The 21,676-nt window shown below is 39.2% G+C and carries 15 protein-coding genes; 3 read left to right on the forward strand and 12 right to left on the reverse strand.

Annotated features, from left to right (window positions below):
* Positions 1–2: 2 nt before the first annotated feature.
* The gene (locus H5116_RS17775; RefSeq protein WP_182716748.1) at positions 3–701 is read right to left on the reverse strand and encodes a M48 family metallopeptidase; all 699 of its coding nucleotides are present in this window, start codon (positions 699–701) and stop codon (positions 3–5) included.
* A 316-nt stretch (positions 702–1,017) separates the two neighbouring features.
* Here H5116_RS17775 and H5116_RS17780 point away from each other — a divergent pair, with 316 nt between their 5' ends.
* Both H5116_RS17780 and H5116_RS17785 read left to right on the forward strand, forming a co-directional pair.
* A complete protein-coding gene (locus tag H5116_RS17780) occupies positions 1,018–4,350 on the forward strand; it encodes an MHYT domain-containing protein (protein WP_182716749.1) in 3,333 nt (1,110 codons plus the stop codon).
* A gap of 3 nt (positions 4,351–4,353) precedes the next feature.
* Entirely contained in the window at positions 4,354–5,346 is a 993-nt protein-coding gene (locus tag H5116_RS17785) for a two-component system response regulator (RefSeq protein ID WP_002961438.1), read from the forward strand.
* Here H5116_RS17785 and H5116_RS17790 read toward each other — a convergent pair.
* Positions 5,343–5,783 carry a VOC family protein gene (locus tag H5116_RS17790; protein ID WP_182716750.1) on the reverse strand — a complete coding sequence of 147 codons (441 nt, stop codon included), beginning with the start codon at positions 5,781–5,783 and terminating at the stop codon, positions 5,343–5,345. The two genes, H5116_RS17785 and H5116_RS17790, sit on opposite strands and share 4 nt — an antisense overlap.
* 1 nt (position 5,784) lies before the next feature.
* Positions 5,785–6,441: an HD domain-containing protein gene (locus tag H5116_RS17795; RefSeq protein WP_039487345.1), complete on the reverse strand. Its 657-nt coding sequence runs from the start codon at positions 6,439–6,441 to the stop codon at positions 5,785–5,787.
* 140 nt (positions 6,442–6,581) lie between these two features.
* Between H5116_RS17795 and H5116_RS17800 the strand changes: the two genes are divergently transcribed.
* On the forward strand, positions 6,582–7,772 hold the full coding sequence (locus tag H5116_RS17800; protein ID WP_002961441.1) for a class I SAM-dependent methyltransferase: 1,191 nt from the start codon (positions 6,582–6,584) through the stop codon (positions 7,770–7,772).
* A gap of 30 nt (positions 7,773–7,802) precedes the next feature.
* Here H5116_RS17800 and H5116_RS17805 read toward each other — a convergent pair whose 3' ends face one another.
* From H5116_RS17805 to H5116_RS17845, 9 genes are all read right to left on the reverse strand, one after another.
* Complete coding sequence (locus tag H5116_RS17805; RefSeq protein WP_007581065.1) at positions 7,803–8,099, reverse strand: PilZ domain-containing protein; 297 nt, start codon at positions 8,097–8,099, stop codon at positions 7,803–7,805.
* A gap of 9 nt (positions 8,100–8,108) precedes the next feature.
* Complete coding sequence (locus H5116_RS17810) at positions 8,109–8,489, reverse strand: PleD family two-component system response regulator (RefSeq protein WP_024597850.1); 381 nt, start codon at positions 8,487–8,489, stop codon at positions 8,109–8,111.
* Between the two features lie 75 nt (positions 8,490–8,564).
* Positions 8,565–12,452, reverse strand: a complete 3,888-nt coding sequence (hrpA, locus tag H5116_RS17815; RefSeq protein ID WP_182716751.1) for an ATP-dependent RNA helicase HrpA — start codon at positions 12,450–12,452, stop codon at positions 8,565–8,567.
* Between the two features lie 194 nt (positions 12,453–12,646).
* Complete coding sequence (locus H5116_RS17820; RefSeq protein WP_029752414.1) at positions 12,647–13,678, reverse strand: isoaspartyl peptidase/L-asparaginase family protein; 1,032 nt, start codon at positions 13,676–13,678, stop codon at positions 12,647–12,649.
* Between the two features lie 127 nt (positions 13,679–13,805).
* A complete protein-coding gene (locus H5116_RS17825) occupies positions 13,806–14,510 on the reverse strand; it encodes a SapC family protein (protein ID WP_024597622.1) in 705 nt (234 codons plus the stop codon).
* Positions 14,511–14,846: 336 nt separating this feature from the next.
* The gene (pgl, locus tag H5116_RS17830; RefSeq protein WP_182716752.1) at positions 14,847–15,557 is read right to left on the reverse strand and encodes a 6-phosphogluconolactonase; all 711 of its coding nucleotides are present in this window, start codon (positions 15,555–15,557) and stop codon (positions 14,847–14,849) included.
* A gap of 2 nt (positions 15,558–15,559) precedes the next feature.
* Positions 15,560–17,032: a glucose-6-phosphate dehydrogenase gene (zwf, locus tag H5116_RS17835; protein WP_024597624.1), complete on the reverse strand. Its 1,473-nt coding sequence runs from the start codon at positions 17,030–17,032 to the stop codon at positions 15,560–15,562.
* A 269-nt stretch (positions 17,033–17,301) separates the two neighbouring features.
* A complete protein-coding gene (gene pgi / locus H5116_RS17840) occupies positions 17,302–18,948 on the reverse strand; it encodes a glucose-6-phosphate isomerase (RefSeq protein ID WP_182716753.1) in 1,647 nt (548 codons plus the stop codon).
* Between the two features lie 400 nt (positions 18,949–19,348).
* Complete coding sequence (locus H5116_RS17845; RefSeq protein WP_182716754.1) at positions 19,349–21,604, reverse strand: aminotransferase class V-fold PLP-dependent enzyme; 2,256 nt, start codon at positions 21,602–21,604, stop codon at positions 19,349–19,351.
* Positions 21,605–21,676 lie beyond the last annotated feature (72 nt).

Raw genomic sequence — 21,676 nt, forward strand, 5'->3', positions numbered from 1 at the left:
CTTCAAAACACCCATTGTAAACTCATACTGTTTTTCTTTAGCCATGTTGATGATGCTTTATAATTAGGAAAAAAATGCTCAACGTGTTGCCAAAAAGCTTTGCTGTGGTTTAAGTGACGTAAATGCGCTAACTCGTGAACAATCACATAATCAATAGCATGATAAGGGGCTCCGATTAAATGCAAATTAAATGTTAGCTCTCGCTTACTATTACAACTTCCCCACTTTCGCTTATAAATAGCTACTTTTAGACTCGTAGGTAATTCTTCACCCATTTGTGCGCAGAAGTACGCTAAACGCATTTCTATATATGCAGTTAGTTGCTCTTTTAAATATTCTTCAAGAAGTTGCTGATATTTTTGCGAAGTATTTTTAACGCGCGAAGAGTGTGTAATAAGCAAGCTGTCGTTACAGTTTAGTACTTCGGACTTAGTACCTTGCTTAAATTCTATGTTTATAATGCTATCAAAGATTAAAATTTGTTTGTCTTTGAGCGGGTTCTGTCTGCTATCAGCAATATTGTGCTGTTTAGTTAATTGAGCATTTACCCACACCTGCTTATCAAAAAGCCATTCTTGGATGTGTTTATTACTAACAAATTGAGGGGCATATACAGTCACCTTCTTGTTATGTACTTTAATGGCAACCGTTTTACGTTTTATACTTTTCTTTAACTGATATTCAAACACTTTCATACTCATTAATGATATTGCTACGAGAAAATTCACCAGCAATTAATAAAACCCAATAAAGTGTAATTTTCGCTTAGTTAAGCCAATTCATTAGTTTTATTAAGGTTACTCGATAGAAACTTAAATATGACCATATAAATCTAACTTAGTCCTGTGACAGGCAATACATTAGAATAAAAAACACCAACTAAAAAACTAATGCCTGATAAATAAAAGAAAACTAAAAGTAATAAATTCGTTATTTTAATCACTTCATTGAATTAACAGTTTATTTATTAATTAATTAGATTAAACTTGATAAATAAAGATTATATTTTGAGCCATTATGTTATCAGCTTTTTTTATCACAGACCAAGATCCTAGCTTAATCATTAATGGCGTTTACGATCCTCTATTAGTTTCAATGTCATTGCTAATTGCTATTTTTGCAGCCTTTTTCACCATTCGGCTTATAGAGCTCGCAAAAGAAACTCAATTTCCTAGCTACCAACGTTTAGCAAATGTGACCGCTGCTACTGTTTTTTCGGCTGGTATTTGGAGTATGCACTTTATTGGTATGCTTGCCTTTTCACTGTGTACTAATATTGATTATGATCCAACAATCACCCTCCTTTCTTTTATACCAGCATTTATAGCATGTCAGTACGCTGTATCAATGCTAGTAAATAGTAAAGGGAATCTAAAAGTATTGTCGATTTGCTCTGTGTTACTAGGAGCCGGCATTGGCACTATGCATTATAGCGGCATGGCTGCAATGGACCTTGCTCCTTTACTTAGATATGATCCATTGATTTTTGCGTTATCAATCATTGTTGCTGTAGCCCTCTCCTTTATAGCCCTTTACAGTCGCTTTAATCTTGAGCGTTTTTTACCCTCTTTATCACCTCTTCAAAATAACTCAATTAGCGCTGTTATTTTAGGGTGTGCTGTTGCTGGTATGCACTACATGGGTATGGCCGCTACACGTTTTGTAGCTACATCGCCACTAATCTATGATGATGCTAATGCAACCGCAGGACTAACTTTTATCGCCATTGCAGTCGCCACAGCAACTATCGCGATTACAAGCGTGGTTGGTGTAATAAATGGTATGGTTCGCTATCGCATGCTACTTGAGGAGAAGTCGGCAAAAGAATCCCGTCTAAATGCTATTTTAGGTACCGCTATAGATGGCATTGTTACCATTGACCATGCTGGTATTATTTTAAGTTTTAATGAAGCCGCTAGTAAAATTTTTGGCTGGCAAGAAAACCAAGTTCAAGGCAAAAACGTAAAAATGCTAATGGACGATAACATTGCCAAGCACCACGACGAATACCTCTTAAATGCTCACAATGTTGATCTAGGTAAAATAATAGGCATAAACCGTGATGTATATGCAAAACACATGAACGGACATGTTTTTCCTATTCGCTTAGGTATAGGCGAAGTAAATCAGCCGGGCCATAACCCTTTATATGTTGGCTTTATTACCGACTTGACCGAACAACGCGCTTTGCAACAAAGTTTAGAAGAGAAAGAACAAAAATACCGCTCTCTTATCGATAACATGCCCGGAGTAGCGTTTAGATGTAAGTTTGATGACAACTGGACTATGTTATTTATTAGTCCAAATATAATTGAGCTTACAGGGTATAACCCAAATGAGTTTACAGAGCATTGTATCGAGTTTAATGACTTGGTCTTGAAATCAGACCAAAAACAAATAGTTGATGAAGTCACTAAAGCTGTTGATGCAAAGTCTCAATATTCTATTGAATACCGAATTAGACATAGAAATGGTAAAATTTTGTGGTTGTTAGATAAAGGGAGTATCGACTTTGATGCTCAAGGCAACCCAAAGTGGATTGATGGTGTTTTAGTCGATATTACTGAACGCAAAGAATATGAAGAAAAACTTGAGCAAGCTAAATTTAAAGCTGAAGAAGCTGCTCATGCAAAGCAATCTTTTATGGCTAATATGAGTCATGAAATACGCACCCCAATGAATTCTATAATAGGTTTTAGCGATCTATTAATGGATACCCCACTTGATCAAGAACAACAAAAGCACTTGGTTACCGTAAATAATGCAGCGCGTTCATTGCTAAGATTGTTAAATGAAATTCTCGATTCTGCAAAACTAGAACGCGGTAAGCTCACCATTGAGCCAGCCCACTTTAGCTTAAAACCAGTGATAGACAGTATTATTTCTACTTTTTGGTTAGAGGCTAAAAAGAAAGATTTAGAACTTAAACTCCATATTAAAGAATCAGTAAGTTCTACGTACTACGGTGACCCAGATCGACTCAGACAAGTACTCACTAATCTAATTGGTAACGCGATTAAGTTCACCGAAGAAGGCTCTGTTACGGTCACCGTTGGCATGACACAAAATCAGCATCTGTTTTTTGAAGTGCAAGATACCGGAATTGGTATTGCAAAAGATCGTATTCAAGCTGTATTTCAACCTTTTGAACAAGCCGATGGCACTACTACCCGCCGCTTTGGTGGTACAGGCCTTGGTACAACTATAAGTAAACAACTTGTAGAGCTTATGGGCGGAACAATAAACTTAGTAAGTGAGCTAGGTAAAGGCACCTGTTTTTACTTTTCATTGCCGCTTACTTTAGGTGACGAATCTAAAATTGATTATTTTGATGGTCTACACACCCAACTGCCTGCACTTAGAGTGCTAGTAGTTGATGATATAGAGCAAAATACAGAACTACTGTCTTTGCTTCTGTCACGCGATCAGCATTCAGTTACCAAAGCGTCAAACGGACTTGAAGCGATTAAAGTATTTGAAGAGCAAGACTTTGATGTCATCTTAATGGATATACATATGCCATTGTGTGATGGCATACAAGCAGCACAAAAAATAAGAGCAATAGAAAACCAAAGGCAGCTTAAGTACACGCCAATTATCGCGCTCACAGCAAGCGTATTACAGCAAGATAAGCTTACGGCTAAAAAAGCAGGCATGAATGGCTTTGCCAATAAACCCGTCGATATAAATCAGCTTAACCAAGAAATAGCGCAAGTGCTGGGGCTTGGTATTGCAAAAGAAATGGTTATATCGCAAAGCGATCCTAAAGCGCAGCATATAGATTTTGAAAAAGGATTTGCACTTTGGGGTTCTAAGTGTAAGCAACTTACAGAGATTACTAAGTTTGTTAGTGATAGTGATAAGCGGTTTGAGAGATTATTTAATGATAAATTATCAAACATAAAAGATGTCGATAGCCTCATTCACACACTCAAAGGTGTTGCTGGTAACTTAGGGCTAACAACGTTAATGAAGTTATTAACCGATTTAGAGCACAAGCAAAGTGATGCTAAAGTTATTAGTCTTTTAGACGATATCAAAAACGAACTACTTATTATAACGCAACTGCTGTCATCAAATACTTGCGATGAGCCAAATAGCAAGCCTGAAGATAATAGCTCAGACACTCTAGCAATAGATGAGATTAAGCAATTGTGTGAAACACTTCATCAAGATGCGCAAAACGCAGAATTAAATGATGAACTACTCGCAAAGTTGCAACGCGGCGCACCTTCTACCTTTCAAAATGAAGTTGATGATATAGCCGAAGCCTTTGATGAATTTGATTTTGATAAAGCACACGTAATACTAGAAACCTTAATTGAAAAACTAACAAACAATGAGTATTAATTAATGGATTTTACGACAGATAGGCCACGGGTATTAATTGTTGACGATGAGCCTGCAAATCTAAAAGTAATGCGCGAAGTGTTAGGTAATCAATATCGTATGTCGTTTGCTAAATCGGGTGATGCCGCACTAGCACTACTTGAAAAAGAGCTACCTAAGCTAATTTTGCTCGACATAATGATGCCAGATATGAATGGCTTTGAAGTGTGCCAAATAGTTAAGAGAAATCCTAAAACATCACACATCCCAATTATTTTTGTAACTGCGCTTGGCGATGAAAGCGATGAATACAAAGGTTTTGAGTTAGGCGCAGTAGATTATATTACTAAACCAATAAGCCCTGCCATTGTAAGAGCAAGGGTTAATACTCACTTGTCGCTAGTACAAGCAGAGCAATTAAAGCAAGCTCATGTAGATTTAGTAGAACGTCTAGGCCGTGCAGCGGAATATAAAGACACCGACACGGGTGAACATATAGTGCGCATGAGCCAATACAGTAAAGTATTAGCGTTAGCACTAGGTATGGATGAACAACGAGCAGAACTTTTACGTCAAGCCGCCCCAATGCACGATGTAGGAAAAATAGGTATCCCTGACGCTATCCTACTCAAACCTGGAAAGTTAACCTCTGAAGAGTTTGATCATATGAAAGAACACGCCACCATTGGCGCGCAAATTTTAGCAAACTCATCATCTCCTTTACTACAACTTGCGCATACACTTGCAATTGAACACCACGAAAAATGGGATGGCTCAGGCTATCCTAACGGGATCAAAGGCGAAGAAATATCAGTTGAAGGTAGAATTGTTGCTATAGCTGACGTATTTGATGCACTTACCTCAAAACGCCCTTACAAAGAGGCTTGGAGCGTAGAGAAAACAGTTTTGCATATGCAAGAGCAAGCAGGAACTCATTTCGATCCCGCTCTAATCGAGCTATTAGTAAAAAACTTAGACGATATTATTGCTATAAAAAATGCAAATCAAGAAAGCTAATTCTTTTTAGCACTGTGAGAGCCAAGCTCAACATTTGGGTAACAAGATTTTATATAACGATAGTCATGTGACGTAATTTCATGGCTATTGCCACTTTCATCTTTAAAGTACATAGAAAACGTTACACCATGATCTGCTAAAACTACTTTTATATTTAAACTCTCAAGATGAATATGCCATTGAATAAATTGATCCCCTGAGGCCAAAAATGCAATCCCTTTACTGCGCCCCTCTCCTTCAAACAATGCTAAACGAGAGGTTGAACAAGCATCCTCAAGCGTTAAAGGGCCTCGCCCATGCTCATTCCAAAAGGTAAGCTCTGGCACTACGCTAAAACCTAAAACCCGTTCATACCACTTAACGGCATTAGCTAAGTTATCAACATTTAAATGGCAATGATCAATGCCAGATAATTTCGGTATGCTTGTATTATTCACATTACTCACCAATTTCTGACTTTAATTGCTCTAAAAACTCATGCATATACCTTGTTCGTCTATTCGCCTCTGCTTTAGCTGATGGGGTATTCATACTATCGGCAATATGTAATAACTTTATGAAAAAATGATCAAGCGTGTATGTTTTATCATCAGCCTCGCGTTCAACACAAAAAGGGTCATTTGGGTTATATAATAATCGAGAAATTGAGCCACCAACTTTCATGCATCGGCTAACGCCAATAGCGCCCAACGCATCCATTCTGTCGGCATCTTGTACTATTTGCGCTTCAACTGTTTTAATTTTTATATTTGCGCTGAAGCTATGCGCTGCAATTGCATGATGAATCTCATCAAAAAGTGACTCGTCATAATTAATCGATTTTAAAAACTCCAATGCCTTATCAGCTGCCATAGTAGAGGCTTTTGCACGATCAGGGTGGTTTTTAGCCACCGCCACACAGTCGTGCATCCACGCTGCAGGTAATACTACTGACATGTTTGCCTGCTCCGCATTACATAACTGTATTGCAACACGCACCACTCGCTCTATATGAGTAATGTCATGAGCAACATCAGCATGCACTAAAGAGGCGATAAACCCTCTACATTGTGAGTTAAGTATTTCTAAATCAGGGCTTAAAGCGACGTCAGACAAAGTTAGGTTCCAAAAAGCTAATTAATCAATGAATTATCCGTACTTTACCGTGCTTTATGCCCCCCTTGCAAAACATTCATTGTATGTTGCTCCTTGCTTGACTAAAATACAGCGCTTATTTATTACTACTGAGAAGCCTTATGTCATCTGCCGTTTACCTACAAGCTGGTCGCGATAAATCATTAAAAAGAAAACACCCTTGGTTATTTTCAAAAGCCATCAAAAAAATTAAAGGTAAACCTGGATTAGGCGACACAGTAACGATTCACGACAGCGAAGGTAAGTTTTTAGCAACTGCTGCGTATAGCCCTCACTCACAAATTCGTGCACGTGTTTGGAGCTTTGACGAAAAAGAAGTCATCGATCAACACTTTTTTGAACGCCGTTTACGTCGCTCATTAGAAGCCCGTAGCCAAGTTATTGAAGAAGGCGGATTAACAGGGTTTCGCTTATGTGCTGCTGAGTCTGATTACTTACCAGGCGTTACAATAGATAAGTTTGACAACGTATTAGTGTGCCAGCTATTAAGCGCCGGTGCCGAGCGCCATAAAGGCGAGATTGTAGGCGCATTGATGTCTATTTTCCCCGGCTCTAGCATATATGAGCGTTCTGACGTAGATGTACGTACTAAAGAAGGCTTAGAACCAATTAAAGGCGCACTTTGGGGGAATGAACCAAAAGAGCCTGTGCTTATTGAAGAAAACGGCTTAAAAATCGAAGTTGATATAATTGAAGGTCACAAAACAGGATTTTACTTAGATCAGCGTGACAGCCGTGCTGCACTTGAGCGCTTCTCAAAAGGTAAAACTGTCCTTAACTGCTTTAGTTACACAGGTACATTCTCGTTGTATGCCCTGCGTGGTGGATGTGAGCATGTAACTAACGTAGATGTATCGCAACCCGCTTTAGATACAGCAAAACGTAATGTTGAGCATAATAACTTAGATTTAAACAAAGTGAGCTTTGTTAAGCAGGATGTATTTAAATTATTACGCCAATACCGCGACGAAGGTAGACAGTTTGATACCATCGTAATGGACCCACCAAAATTTGCTGATAATAAAGCGCAGCTAACGGGCGCGTGTCGTGGCTATAAAGATATCAACATGATTGCCATGCAAATACTAAAACCAGGCGGAACACTATTAACATTCTCATGCTCTGGTTTAATGGAACAAAACTTGTTTCAAAAAGTAGTAGCCGATGCAGCACTTGATGCAGGTAAAGACCTACTGATAATGGAGCGATTAAACCAGGCAGCCGATCATCCAATTGCTGGCAGCTACCCTGAAGGCTTTTACTTAAAAGGCTTAATCTGTAAGGTTTTTTAATATCTACTATTGAGTTTAACTGAATTCGATTTAGTTAAACTGAATGATTTCAAGACCTGCTGTTACCGTGCCATCATCTTCTTTGCTGGCACGTATTACTTTTGCAGTTGCATTTAAAGGCGCAATACTTGGATGAGTCGAATCAATGTTCACCGTCAGTAAGGTATTAGGTTCAAGCAATTCATCTAAATGAATTGATAAACCTGTTGCACTTAAATCCACGCACTCTGCGGCAAAACTTAAACCCGCTATTGGTTCTATCGTTGTTAAATTTGCAGGAGTGTTAATCTGCATGCGTCTAAAATTTCGCTTATCATCAGTAAACATATGTTACCTCTAAACAACCGTGTTAATTTCTTCCAACAAAGCACCCACTGAAAATGGCTTTACAACATACGCGTTACAACCAGCATCAAACCCTGCTTGTTTTTCAGATGGGGACTCTAGGCCCGATACCATAACAACAGGAATATTTTTTGTTTCAGGTGTGTGCTTTAGCATTCGGCATGTATCATAACCATCAAGACCAGGCATACAAACATCAAGCAAAATTATATCTGGCGGACTCGCAATTGCTGACGCAAGGCAGCTTTGCCCTGAATCTGCGTAACTAACATCAAATTTCGACGCTAGTGCGGCTTTGAGCATTTCAAAATTAAAATACTCGTCATCTACCACTAAAAGTCGCTTTGTTTTATGTTCAATCGATGAGGACATAACTATGTCGCTTCCTTTTCAAAACAAAAATAAATCCTTCTATTAAGGTACTAAGCTTAATAGAAAATGCAAGTTTTATTCTATCTCTTTTATCGCATTAAGTACCCGCTTGGCTGAAATTGGGTAAGGCGTTCCTAGTGTTTGAGCAAATAGCGACACTCTAAGCTCCTGTTGCATCCAGAAAGTAGCGGTTACCTCTTGTGGTATAGGTAACCCTTTAGGCGTTTTATTAACTACTTTTTTATACTCTTGCGCTACTTTATCTAGCTCTAGTACGCATAACCTATCACGATTTGGATCCACAGGCAGCTTTTCTAAACGTTTTTGAATCGCTTTTAAATAACGAATTAAATCCGCTATTTTATCTGCGCCATGCGCGCTCACAAAACCTTTAAATATAAGTGACTCAAGCTGTGACTTAATATCGCCGTGCGCAGTTATCATGGTTAAATCAACGCGCCCTTTCATTTTTTTATGCAGGGCATGAGCAATACTTAATACTTGCTCAACTTGCGTTGCAATCGATACAACGGCATCGCCCAGCTCACCGCGTATTTGCTCTTTTACTGTTTCAAATGCTTTTTCGTCGCGTATATCACCGTGTTTTACTAATAAGCTATCAACACCTGCGGCAATACAGTCATCAATTAAATCAGCTATTTTACCAAATGGGTTAAAGTACAAACCCAGCTTTGCCTTATTCGGTAAGTTTTGTTGTAAGTACTTAATTGGCGATGGCACATTTAATAGTACTAAACGGCGCAAACCTTGTTGATGTGCTTGCTGCGCTTTTGCTTCGCTATCAAAAAGCTCCACTGCAGCGGCTGATTTTTTATCCACCAGCGCAGGGTATGCTTTTATCTCATATTGACCTTGCTTTTTAACGTATGAAGCGGGTAACTCACCAAAATCCCATTGTGTTAGGTCTGACTTTTCAATGCCTTTATCGGCTACTTTAGACAGTGTTTCGGTTACTTCACCTTGCAGCTCTGCTTTGAGCTTGGCTAAATCAAGCCCTCGTGCAAGTAACTTATCGTGTTCATCACGTACTTCAAACTGTAATCGTAAATGCGGTGCAAGCGCGGTTAAATCCCATGCCTCTGGATCAACTTTTACACCTGTCATTCTCAATAAACGCGTCGTTAATGCATCAATTAAGCTCCCTTGCATTGGCTCAATAGCTGCCAGCACTGCATCAGCATAGTTTGGTGCTGGCACAAAATTACGACGAAGCGATTTAGGCAATGACTTTATAAGCCCACTTATTAGCTCATGCCTAAATGCTGGTATGTGCCAGTCAAAACCACTTTCTTGCACTTGATTCAACAGCGCGACCGGTATTTGTACCGCAACGCCATCAACTGCTTGGCCTGGATCGAAATGATAAGCAAGCGGCAATATAATATTGTCTTGCTGCCATGTGTCAGGGTAGTCAAACTCAGTGATATTACTTGCACCATGCTGCATTAGCTCTTCACGAGTCATGTGTAGGTAATGCTTATTTTGTTGTTTTTGTGTTTTATACCATTTTAAAAATGCAGCGCGGTTATTAATTTCTTTGGGTATTTTTTTATCGTAAAACTCAAATAACGTTTGCTCATCAACTAAAATATCACGACGACGTGACTTATTTTCCAGAACTTGAATATCTTCTATTAGCTCACGGTTAAACGCTAAAAAACCCTCGTTTAAGCCCAGTTCTTGCTCAACTAATGCAGTGCGTACAAAAAGCTCTCGACTCACTTTAGGGTCTATGTTGCTATAAACACAGCGGCGTTTATTTACAATAAGTAAGCCATATAAAGTTTGCTGTTCAAACGCGATTACCGCACCTGGTTTTTTCTCCCAATGTGGTTCAGTGTAACTACGTTTTACTAAGTGCTGTGCTAATGGCTCTACCCAGTTAATGTCTATTTTTGCATTTGTGCGGGCATATAACTTACTTGTCTCTACCAGCTCCGCTGACATGATCCATTTAGGGCTCTTTTTAAATAAACCTGAACCCGGAAAAATATGAAACTGACTATTACGTGCGCCTTTGTATATTTGTTTTTCATCTTTAAAACCAATATGGCTTAGCATCCCGCTTAACAACGCTTTGTGAACAAGTTCGCCATCAGCCGCTTGGCTGGTGGCTTTCATGCCCATTTCGTTACACACAGTACTTATTTGATAAACAATATCTTGCCATTCACGCAGGCGCATATAGGCTAAGAAGTCTTTTTGACACAGCTTTCTAAATTGGCTATTAGTAAGCTCGCTTTGCTGCTCTTCTAAGTAATTCCATAAGTTTAAAAAAGCGATAAAATCAGAATCTGGATCATCAAAACGACCGTGCTTTTCATTGGCAGCAGCACGTTTTTCTTGTGGGCGTTCACGTGGGTCTTGAATAGACAACGCCGCTACAATGATAATCACTTCACGCAATGCGCCAAGTTTATGGGCTGTTAGCACCATTTTTGCTAAACGTGGGTCAACGGGTAATCGACTAAGCTCCCTGCCCGATTGCGTTAGGCTGGTTTTACTATCGCGTTTAGCTGGTTTTACCGCTTGTAGCTCTTCAAGCAATGTTAGGCCATCATTAATATTGCGGCTATCTGGCGCTTGTACAAACGGAAATTGCGCCATATCACCAAGCCCTAGCGCCAACATTTGTAAAATAACAGACGCAAGGTTAGTACGCAGTATTTCAGGGTCGGTAAACTCTGGACGTGATAAAAAATCATCCTCAGAGTACAACCTAATACAAATACCCGCTTCAACACGTCCACAACGACCCATACGCTGATTAGCACTTGCTTGTGATATAGGCTCTATTGGTAAGCGCTGTACTTTTGTACGGTAGCTGTAGCGACTTATACGCGCAGTACCTGGGTCTATTACATAACGAATACCTGGCACGGTTAATGACGTTTCGGCTACGTTAGTCGATAAAATAATATGACGACGAGAATGCGGCGCAAATATACGGTTTTGCTCTGCGTTGGATAAACGCGAGTAAAGTGGCAATACATCGGTGTGTTTTAAATTACGCTTGCTAAGTGCATCTGCGGTATCGCGTATTTCACGCTCACCATTTAAAAATATGAGAATATCGCCAGGGCCTTCAGCACACAGCTCATCAACGGCATCAAAAATACCTTGTAGCTGATCGCCTTCCGCTTCCATATCATCTTTATTAATATCAGTAATAGGGTTGTAGCGCACATCAACAGGGAAAGTACGACCCGATACTTCTATAATGGGCGCATCATCAAAGTGCTTTGAAAAACGCTCAGGATCGATAGTCGCTGAGGTAATTATTATTTTTAAATCAGGGCGTTTTGGAAGCAGGTTTTTTAAGTAACCTAAAATAAAATCAATATTTAAACTACGCTCATGCGCTTCATCAATAATAATCGTGTCGTATTGATTTAAAAAACGGTCTTGCTGAATTTCAGCCAGCAAAATACCGTCAGTCATTAATTTAATATACGTATTATTAGATACCTGATCGCTAAAACGAATTTTAAAGCCAACTTGCTGGCCAAGTTCACACTTCATTTCTTCAGCAATACGATTAGCCACAGTACGCGCTGCTAATCGACGTGGTTGCGTATGACCAATTAAACCATCAACACCGCGACCAAGCTCTAAACACATTTTAGGTATTTGCGTTGTTTTACCTGAGCCCGTCTCACCGGCAATAATAACCACTTGGTTATTTGCAATGGCGTCTTTAATTAATTCCTTTTTTTGACTTACCGGCAATTGCTCAGGGTAAGTCACTTTAGGGAGGCCAGCTAAGCGTTTATCGCGTAATTCTTGGCTACGGGTTATATCAGCCGCTATTTTTTCAAGCGCGTTGGCATGCTTGTTTTCATCCGTTATTTTTTTTACGCCATGTAAGCGTTTTTTGAAAATGAATTGATCTTTTTTTAAGCACGTTTTTAGCTCGCCAAACAACTGACCTAGGTTTACCACCCGCATACCTTATAAAATTAGTTAAAGAGCCGTAATTGTATCAAATTAAACGGCTGGGGTTAATCCTACAAAATGCATAACGCGGGGTTGTTTGTTATATAAACGCTGCTATTGAACTAAACTGTGAATAATAAATTTATTTTAAACAATTATTTTCAGGGCTAACTACATTGAATAAATTAAATGACGTTGACTTATTCGTCACTAAAAATGCCCACGTAGGTCGCTTGCGTATTCGATTTACTTGCCCGATACATGCCAGAGGTATTAAACGGTAAGCTAATATTACCCTTTGTATCAATAATAATTACGCCGCCAGTGCCGCCAATAGGCTTAAGCACACCGTTTATAACTTCATCCCCTGCCTCAGCAATGGTTTTACCTTGGTACTTAACTCGCGCACATATATCGCTCGCTACATTATAGCGAATAAAGTATTCACCATGCCCTGTTGCCGATACCGCGCACGATTCATTTTCAGCAAATGTTCCGGCCCCAATTACCGGCGCATCCCCCACACGACCATAACGTTTTGCGGTCATACCACCTGTTGATGTACCTGCCGCTAAATTACCATTTTTATCAAGCGCCACTGCGCCAACCGTGCCCATTTTGTAAGAGTTAGGTAATGCTTTGTGCGCGGCTTGGTACTCTTTACTGGTTGCTTTGGCTTTATCTAATTTTTGTTTTGCTTTTAAAAGCGCTTTGTAACGAGGCTCGGTATCAAATAAGTTATTTTCGACAAGCTCAACACCTTGCTCTTTAGCAAACTCTTCAGCGCCTTGCCCACTAAGCATTACGTGTACAGAGTTATCCATTACCAAACGCGCTAAGTTAATTGGGCTCTCAATATGCTTTACACCCGCAACTGCGCCTGCTTCACGGTTTCGACCATCCATTATGGATGCATCAAGCTCATGCCCGCCATCGTAGGTGTATACCGCTCCACGCCCTGCATTAAAATAAGGGGATTGCTCTAATACTGCAATTGCTGCAATTACCGCATCTAAGCTTTCGCCGCCTTGGTGTAATACTTTATAACCTGTCTCTACTGCTTGCGTTAATTTTGCACGATACTCTTTTTCTTGAGCGGGTGTAAATCGTGCTTTTTCAATTGTCCCTGCCCCACCATGAATCGCAATGGCAAAAGGAGTCTCTGCAGCTACTGCGCTATTACTTAAAGCAACAAAGCTGCTCGCAAAAATCGCTAATAATGGTGTTTTCATAATGAGTTCTTTTATGGGGAAGTTATAAACTAATGTGAATGGTTACGGACTTAATTTCAACTAAAGTGAGTTTAATGGCATAAAAAAAGCGCCTTAAGGCGCTTTTTAAAATTTTACGTGTTTGTAATTAAGCTTGTTTAGCTTTTAAACGCGCTAAACGTGCTACTTGGTGAGTAGACGTTAAGAACGAGTAAATTGGTGCTAAGTAACCACGTTTACGAAGCTCTAAGAAATCAGCATCGCTTAACTCGTTTAGTTTTTTCTCATCGATAAGGTAAATACCGTTGATGTCTTTTTTCTCGCCTTTAATGTCTACTGTTAGCGTTTGCGCAATTAGTAGCTCTTTATCAGCAAGGAATTTAGTGAACGCTTCAGTTACTTGAGAAAACTCAATAAATGATACTAGCGCTTCTTTACGACGTTTTAGGTAATCTGTTTCTTCGCCGTTTTCAAATAATGCGTTACCTTCGTCTTCACCAACAAGCGCACTTGCTTCGTCAATTACGATACCGTATTGATCTTGATCTGGGTGTTTAACTAAACCAAGTGGGTAACGAGTAGATGCCATAGGTGCAAATGCTGCAGTCCATTTACCATCTTCTACAAAAAGGTTTTCGCCTGGCTCTAAGCCAAACATAGCAACTGCTTGAAAAGTGCCGGTTTCGTTATTTTTAACGAATGACATTGGAAACTCGTTTGCTACACGTGCAAACTCATGTGCAACTACTGGCACTAAGTGTTGAGTTTTCATGAATTCTACATTGATGCCGTTTTGAATTTTAGTGTTGGCATGTTTTTCGTTGTGTAAAGGCTGTACTTGTTGCTCCGCCATGTTACTGCTCCGTTTATTTTAATTTATATGTTTCATTGTTAATGCCTTTAGGCTAATGCTTTTGAGCTAAAAAAGGAAGGGAAACTTTTATGACAACAACCATGAAAAAATAAAATTTAACTAAATCTGAACGTTGCTAAAAAACATACAGCTCAAACTCATAAATTTTGTTCAAAAACAACACACTTCGTGGTTAATTTTAATACAAACCAAAGTTATTCATTAACATTGGTTAACAGTTCAAAGCTATTTTTTTGCAGTGTTTAGGCTTAAATTTAAGCAAATAAAAAAGGCCGCTTATATAAGCGGCCTTTAAAAGTTAAATTGGCATCTAAATTAAGGCGCCCAATATACTTCAATATTTATACTTGGGTGATTAAGCACAGCGCGAAGTGGCATGTCATTAACATCGCCGCCCGCTTTTGCTTGCTTATAAACAGCGAGTTTTTCTTCACCGCTAATTAAAAGCTTAACCACTTTAGATTGTGCAATGGCATTTAACGTAAGCGTCATTCGCTCAGTAATACTACCCGTCACATCACTTTGTATCGCATTAATTGCACATACTGTTTGCTCAGTTGTTAAACCATGCTCTAAACCGTCTGCATTTGGGAATAACGACGCTGTATGGCCATCTGGGCCCATACCTAAAATAGTTACATCATATGGGCTTTTTAACTCGCTATAAGCCGCTTCACACTCTTGTGCGCCCTGTTGAGCCGTTGCTGCAGCGTTCTTCATAGTAATAAAGTTGGCAGCACTACCATGATTTTGTAATAAAGTACTTTTAATAAATGCTTCATTACTTTTTTCATGGCTTGGGTCTACCCAACGCTCATCAACCATAGCAACATCAACATGTTGCCAATCTAAATCAAGCGTTGATAAATGCTTATAAGCGGGCGCAGGAGACGAGCCGCCCGACACCATTAATACAGCACGGCCATCGTTTTTAATGCCATCACGTAATGATTGCTCAAGCGTTGCAGAAAGCTCAGCTGTTAACGCGTCTTTATGATCAAAAAACTTCTCAACTAGTGTTGCCATGCTTATACCTTATCGCCTGTGTTAAACCATACATGATTGTTTTCTGCCAATAATTCATCAGCATCATCAGGTCCCCAGCTACCAGCACGGTAAAGCGCAGGCTTGCCTTTGTCTTGCCAACGATCGATGATTGGATCAATCCACTTCCACGCTTGACGAACTTCATCACGGTGAATAAATAACGACGGGTTATCAGCAGCGGCATCAAGCATTAAACGCTTGTACGCATCTGAGTGGAAACCATTGCTGTAAGCTTGTGAAAGCTCAATATTCATTGTTACTGGCTCAAGTTGCATTTGAAGATTATCAAGGCGCTTAGACATAAGCGTTAGTTGAATTGTTTCCTCTGGCTGTAAACGAATAACAAGACGATTTGGCTCGATATTACCCACGTTATCTTCGTAGATATTGTGAGATACTTTTTTGTATTCAACCACAATTTCTGCACAGCGCTTAGCCATACGTTTACCCGTACGAAGGTAAAATGGAACACCCGCCCAGCGCCAGTTATCAATATGCGCGCGAATAGCTACAAACGTTTCTGTTTTACTAGAACCTTCATTTAGCTCTTCTAAGTAACCCGGTACAATTTTACCGTTTAAGTCACCTGGTACGTATTGACCACGAACAATATTTTCATCAACATCACCATCTACAAGCGGGCGAAGTGCTTCTAATACTTTTAGTTTTTCGTTACGAATGCTGTTAGCGTTAAGCTTATTAGGCGACTCCATTGCAACTAAGCAAAGTAGTTGTAATAAGTGGTTTTGAACCATGTCACGAAGTGCACCGGCTTTATCATAAAAACCAGCGCGGCTTTCAAGGCCAACCGTTTCTGATAAGCTAATTTGAATATTATCAATAGATTTAGCATCCCACATATTTTCAAACAATGAGTTTGAAAAACGCAGCGCCATTAAGTTTTGTACTGTTTCTTTACCTAAGTAATGGTCAATACGGAAAATTTGTTCTTCATTAAAAAACTCTGCAATTTTTCCATTAATTGCTTCAGCAGAATCACCGCAATAACCAATTGGCTTTTCAACAACAACACGTGATGTAGGGGTAATTAAACCTTTAGTTGATAATATTTCACAACATGTGCCGTAAACAGCAGGCGGAAGCGATAAGTAAAACACGCGAGACTTAGTGCTTTCGTGCTCATCTAAAATGCCTTTTAGCACATCCCAGTTGTCGTCTGCTTCTGTAACATTACTTACCACCGGCACTAAAAAAGTAGAAAACGCTTTCCAATCTTTAGCGTTAAACTCACCTTTGCTTAAAAATTCTTGTAATGCTTTATGCGCTGTTTCTATGTATTCAGCACGTTTCGATTCTTCGCGCACTGTTGGTAGGATACGTGAGCCTTCAGGTAAGTTACCTTCTTGATATGCTCTGTACATTGCAGGTAGCAATTTGCGTAACGCAAGATCACCACCGCCCCCAAAAATTATAATATCAAAAGGATTAAGCATAGTTACTCTCTACGTTGTGATACCCAGTACATTTTGTAAATGCGCGGGTATGCCTATTTATTGCTAGATTAGATGGCTTTTATAGCTGTATTTAAATAAAAGCCTGCTGAATTGTTCTGTATCGATGATTTATTATTATTGTTTATCATTGCGCTTATTAAATGAGCCTTAGGGGCCCTGTATCTCCTCTCACAAAAATACAGACCCTAAGCACTCCAGCGCTACCCGTTCAAAGGTACTCGGTTTACTTACTTGCGTAAGCGAATTTTTTACTGCGTACGGTTTTGTTTGTAGTACGCCATTAAGCCGTTTGTAGAACTATCATGAGCGTGTTTCACGCTATCATCAGTGAGTTCACTCTCAATTTTAGATGCTAAACCTTTACCCAGCTCTACACCCCATTGGTCAAACGAGCATATTTCTAAAATAATGCCTTGGCAAAATATCTTATGCTCATACAGTGCAATTAAACGGCCCACTGTTTTAGCATCTACTGTATCTAATAGCATAGACGTTGTAGGACGATTGCCTTGATGAATTTTATGATTTAATAACTCATCAATCTCTGCTTGCGATTTACCCTTAGCGGTTAAATCAGCTGTAACTTGCGCTGAATCTACACCACTCATCATCGCTTCTGTTTGTGCAAAGAAGTTCGATAATAAAATATCGTGATGCTTATCAACATTCACTTGTGGCTTAACTGATGCAATAAAATCTGCAGGTACAATTACATTACCTTGGTGTAAACACTGATAAAATGCGTGCTGGCCATTAATACCCGTCATGCCCCAAATAATTGGAACAGTAGTATAAGGTACTGTTTCGCCTGCAAAGTTAACGTGTTTACCGTTACTTTCCATTTCGCCTTGCTGTAAATACGCAGGCAACATATGAAGTGCTTGATCGTACGGTAATATAGCTTGCGCTGTATAACCTAAAAAGCTCGTATTCCATACACTAAGCAATGCCATAATTAATGGTATATTTTGCTCAAACGGCGCTGATTTAAAGTGCTCGTCTATTTCAAACGCACCTTCTAAAATTGCTTCAAAGGCGTCGTAGCCTAAATATAATGCAATTGGTAAGCCTATCGCACTCCAAAGTGAAAAGCGACCACCAACCCAATCCCACATAGTGAATACGTTTTCGTCGCTGATACCAAAGGCTGCCGTTTTTTCTAAATTTGTACTTACTGCAACAAAATGCTTTGCAATTGTACTTTCATCTTTTGTTGTTTGTAAAAACCAGTCAACCGCCGTCTTTGCGTTTGTCATGGTTTCTGACGTAGTAAATGTTTTTGACGAAATAACAAATAATGTTGTTTCAGGGTCAATGGCTTTTAATATAGACGAAATTTGTACACCGTCAGCATTAGATACGTAGTGAACATTTAACGTATCATCAGCAAGTGCTTTTAATGCCTCAGTTGCCATTTGTGGACCAAGGTTAGAGCCACCAACACCAATACTTACAACATCTTTTACCGCTTTGCCGGTATAGCCTAACCATTTACCGCTACGAACTTTTTCTACAAACACTTTAATTTTAGCTAATTCGTTGTCTACGGCTTGTGTCACGTTTTCGCCATCAACAATTAATGGAGTGTGAGCACGATTACGAAGTGCCGTATGCAAAACTGAGCGGTCCTCAGTGATATTTATTTTTTCACCGCTAAACATTTTATCGCGCCACGATGCAATATCGCATTCTTTAGCAAGCGACATTAAGTTAGCAAAAACATCGTTATCAATAAGTTGCTTAGAATAGTCGAATAATACGCCTGGTACTTGAGTAGAAAACTGAGAAAAGCGCGTGTCATCTTGTGCAAATAACGTTTTTAGATGTGTTTGTTTCATCTTAGCTGCACTTTGTTCTAGTGCTTGCCAACTTGCTAGTTGCGTTCGGTTAGACATGGAAATATCCTCTATTTTTTTCAATCAATTGATTTAAAAATGTTTTTTATAAAAGCAAAACTCTTAATACTACTTATTCACACTAAATTAAAGCGCAAATAGTATAACTAAAAATGCAAAAAAAGTGCTGTTTTTATAATTTTATGTGCAGATGATAACGCAATTTTTAGCTTTTGACACCGGTATCATAAAAATTTTATAAATTAATTTACCTGTAATTTTAAAGGCAACGGCATAGCTTAATCAATCAAAATGAAATATTAATGAATTTTTATAAGCGCTGCTAATTACTTTTCATAGTTATTCACTAATTACTGTAATTGTTTGCCTTGCAAACAAATAAACCTTAAAAACAAAAAATCGGCTCTAAAGCCGATTTTGTATAAATTAAAATCTTTGCTTAATTACTAAGCGCTAGCCCACCACTTAGGTTATAAACAGTTTTGTATCCTAGCTGCATTAAATTGCTCGCAGCAATCTTTGAGCGGTTACCACTGCGGCATAATAAAATATAGTTTTTATTTTTACTTAACTGCCCTTCAAATACCGCATTTGCCATTCTGCTAAGCGGTATATTTAATGTTTTTTCATCTAGTGTATTAAATAACTGAGCAACATTATTTGCTCCATGTTCATACGGCTCCCGAGTATCTATTAAATACACATCGCTGGTGTTTAACATTGCTTTAGCGTCATCAAAATTTAATTGCTGTGTATCAATCTCAGGCAATGCATTTACATAACCACACAATTGCGTGTTATTTACTTGCTTTGAAGCGTCGTACTGCTGCTTTTGTATTGTAAATTCATCAACTGAAATACTGCCGCTTACTAACGCATTGAGTAATGGCGTTTGGTTTTGTTGTACAGCCCAGTTCATGGCAAAACATTGTTGGTAGTCGTGCCCTGAGCAAATAATGCTGGTGCTATTAAGTTGCTCGCTTATTGCTAAAATAGAGCGTGCCATTGCTTTTGCATCCCCACCTATAAGCGATGTATTGCCAAGCCCTGCAGGCAAAATTAAATCACCACAAAAACAATAACGCGTTTCGCCATTACTATTTTTTAATAAATAACTTACGCTATCTTTGCTGTGCCCAGGTGTCGCTATTTTTTCAAGTACGTCATTTGCTAAGCTAATACTTTCTGCATTTAGTGGCCAACCTAAAGCATCAACCTCACCTTTTACAACTCTTGATGCAAGAACGCTGGTTAATAAATTAGTCGCTGACTCTCGCTCTTGATGCAGATGAGTATTAAGCACCGCTGATATAGTTAAGTTTTGTGTATTGGCTATTTTTTCAAAGCGCGGAATAAGCTCAACAATCGGGTCTATTATAACTGCGCGCTTATCATCGCTTACATAAAGCCAACTACATGCTCCTTGGTGCCTAAACTGAGTAAGGCCAAGTGCGCACACCTCTTGTTGTGGTGTAGTGCTATCAGATACAATTAAACAGTTAGCCTGAAGTATTGCTTTAAGAGCGCGAATACGCACACAAGCATCATCAATATCGTGTTGTGTTGCAGCAGGTCCAAACGATAGCCTAATCGCGTTTTCGCTTTGCCACTTACTTGCACCCATTGCATCTAAAACAAAACTTGTTGATGCGCCCGTACTACAAGCCGAGCCACCACTTACGCGAATGCCCGCAGCATCAAATAAATCAATCACTTCTTTGCTCGTTAAGTCGTTTACCGCAAAGTTAAGTGTGGTAGGCACGCTATAAGCAAAATCATGATTAAATGTAATATCGCCAAAGGTATCTTTTATCGCGCTTTGTAACTTGCTTCGATAAGAGTTAAGTATGCTAATTGGCTTAAATGTATCGTCTGATTTATCAAGCAACATACTAAATAGTTTGTTTAACCCTGCAATACCGGGTAGATTTTCGGTGCCTGAACGCATTCCACTTTCTTGACCGCCACCCGCTATAAAAGGTGTGTACGCACTGCCACTACGAATATATAAAAAGCCAATACCTTTAGGTGCGTAAAGCTTATGCCCCGAAAAAGGAGCGTAATCAATAGTTGTATTACTCAGTGCGAGCGCTTGTTTACCGAGTGCCTGCACGCAATCCACCATCCACGATACATTTTTGTTACGGCTACGAATTACCTGCTCTATAGCGGGTAAATCTTGATATACACCGGTTTCGTTATTAACGGCCATGGTGCAAATCATCAAAGCATTATTAATATGCTCTGCGATAAAATCTAAATCTAAAATACCGTTACTATCAACCGGAATAGCAAGCACCTCAGCATTAACATCAAGTACGCTATTCCAGTGCTTGAGTGTATTTGGCACCGCTTTATGCTCAGTAGCGCCATATAATAATACAGGGTTTTTAATAGACTGCTTTTTAGCATTAATTAATGTAGAAACCACCGCAGTTTGAATACCCTCCGTTGCACCAGAGGTAAATAGGATATCGCCATTAGTTGCGCCAATAACCGTGCGTGCCTTTTGACGTGTTTGTTCTAATAAATGCTTGGCTTGAATACCTGTGATATGCGGGCTTGAAGGATTACCAAAACATATTTGCATGGTATGAGAAACAACATCAGCAATACAAGGCAACACAGGGGTCGTTGCATTTGCATCAAGGTAAACTTGTTTTACTGGCTCATCGTGCAATAAAAACTCAGACATTAAAAAACGCACCTTATTACTAAAAAATATATCTTATTACCAATAGTACATAAATTTACAGGTAATGAGTAA

Origin of the sequence: Pseudoalteromonas sp. SG45-2, from assembly GCF_014164115.1 — a bacterium.
Classification (GTDB): Bacteria; Pseudomonadota; Gammaproteobacteria; order Enterobacterales; family Alteromonadaceae; genus Pseudoalteromonas; species Pseudoalteromonas distincta.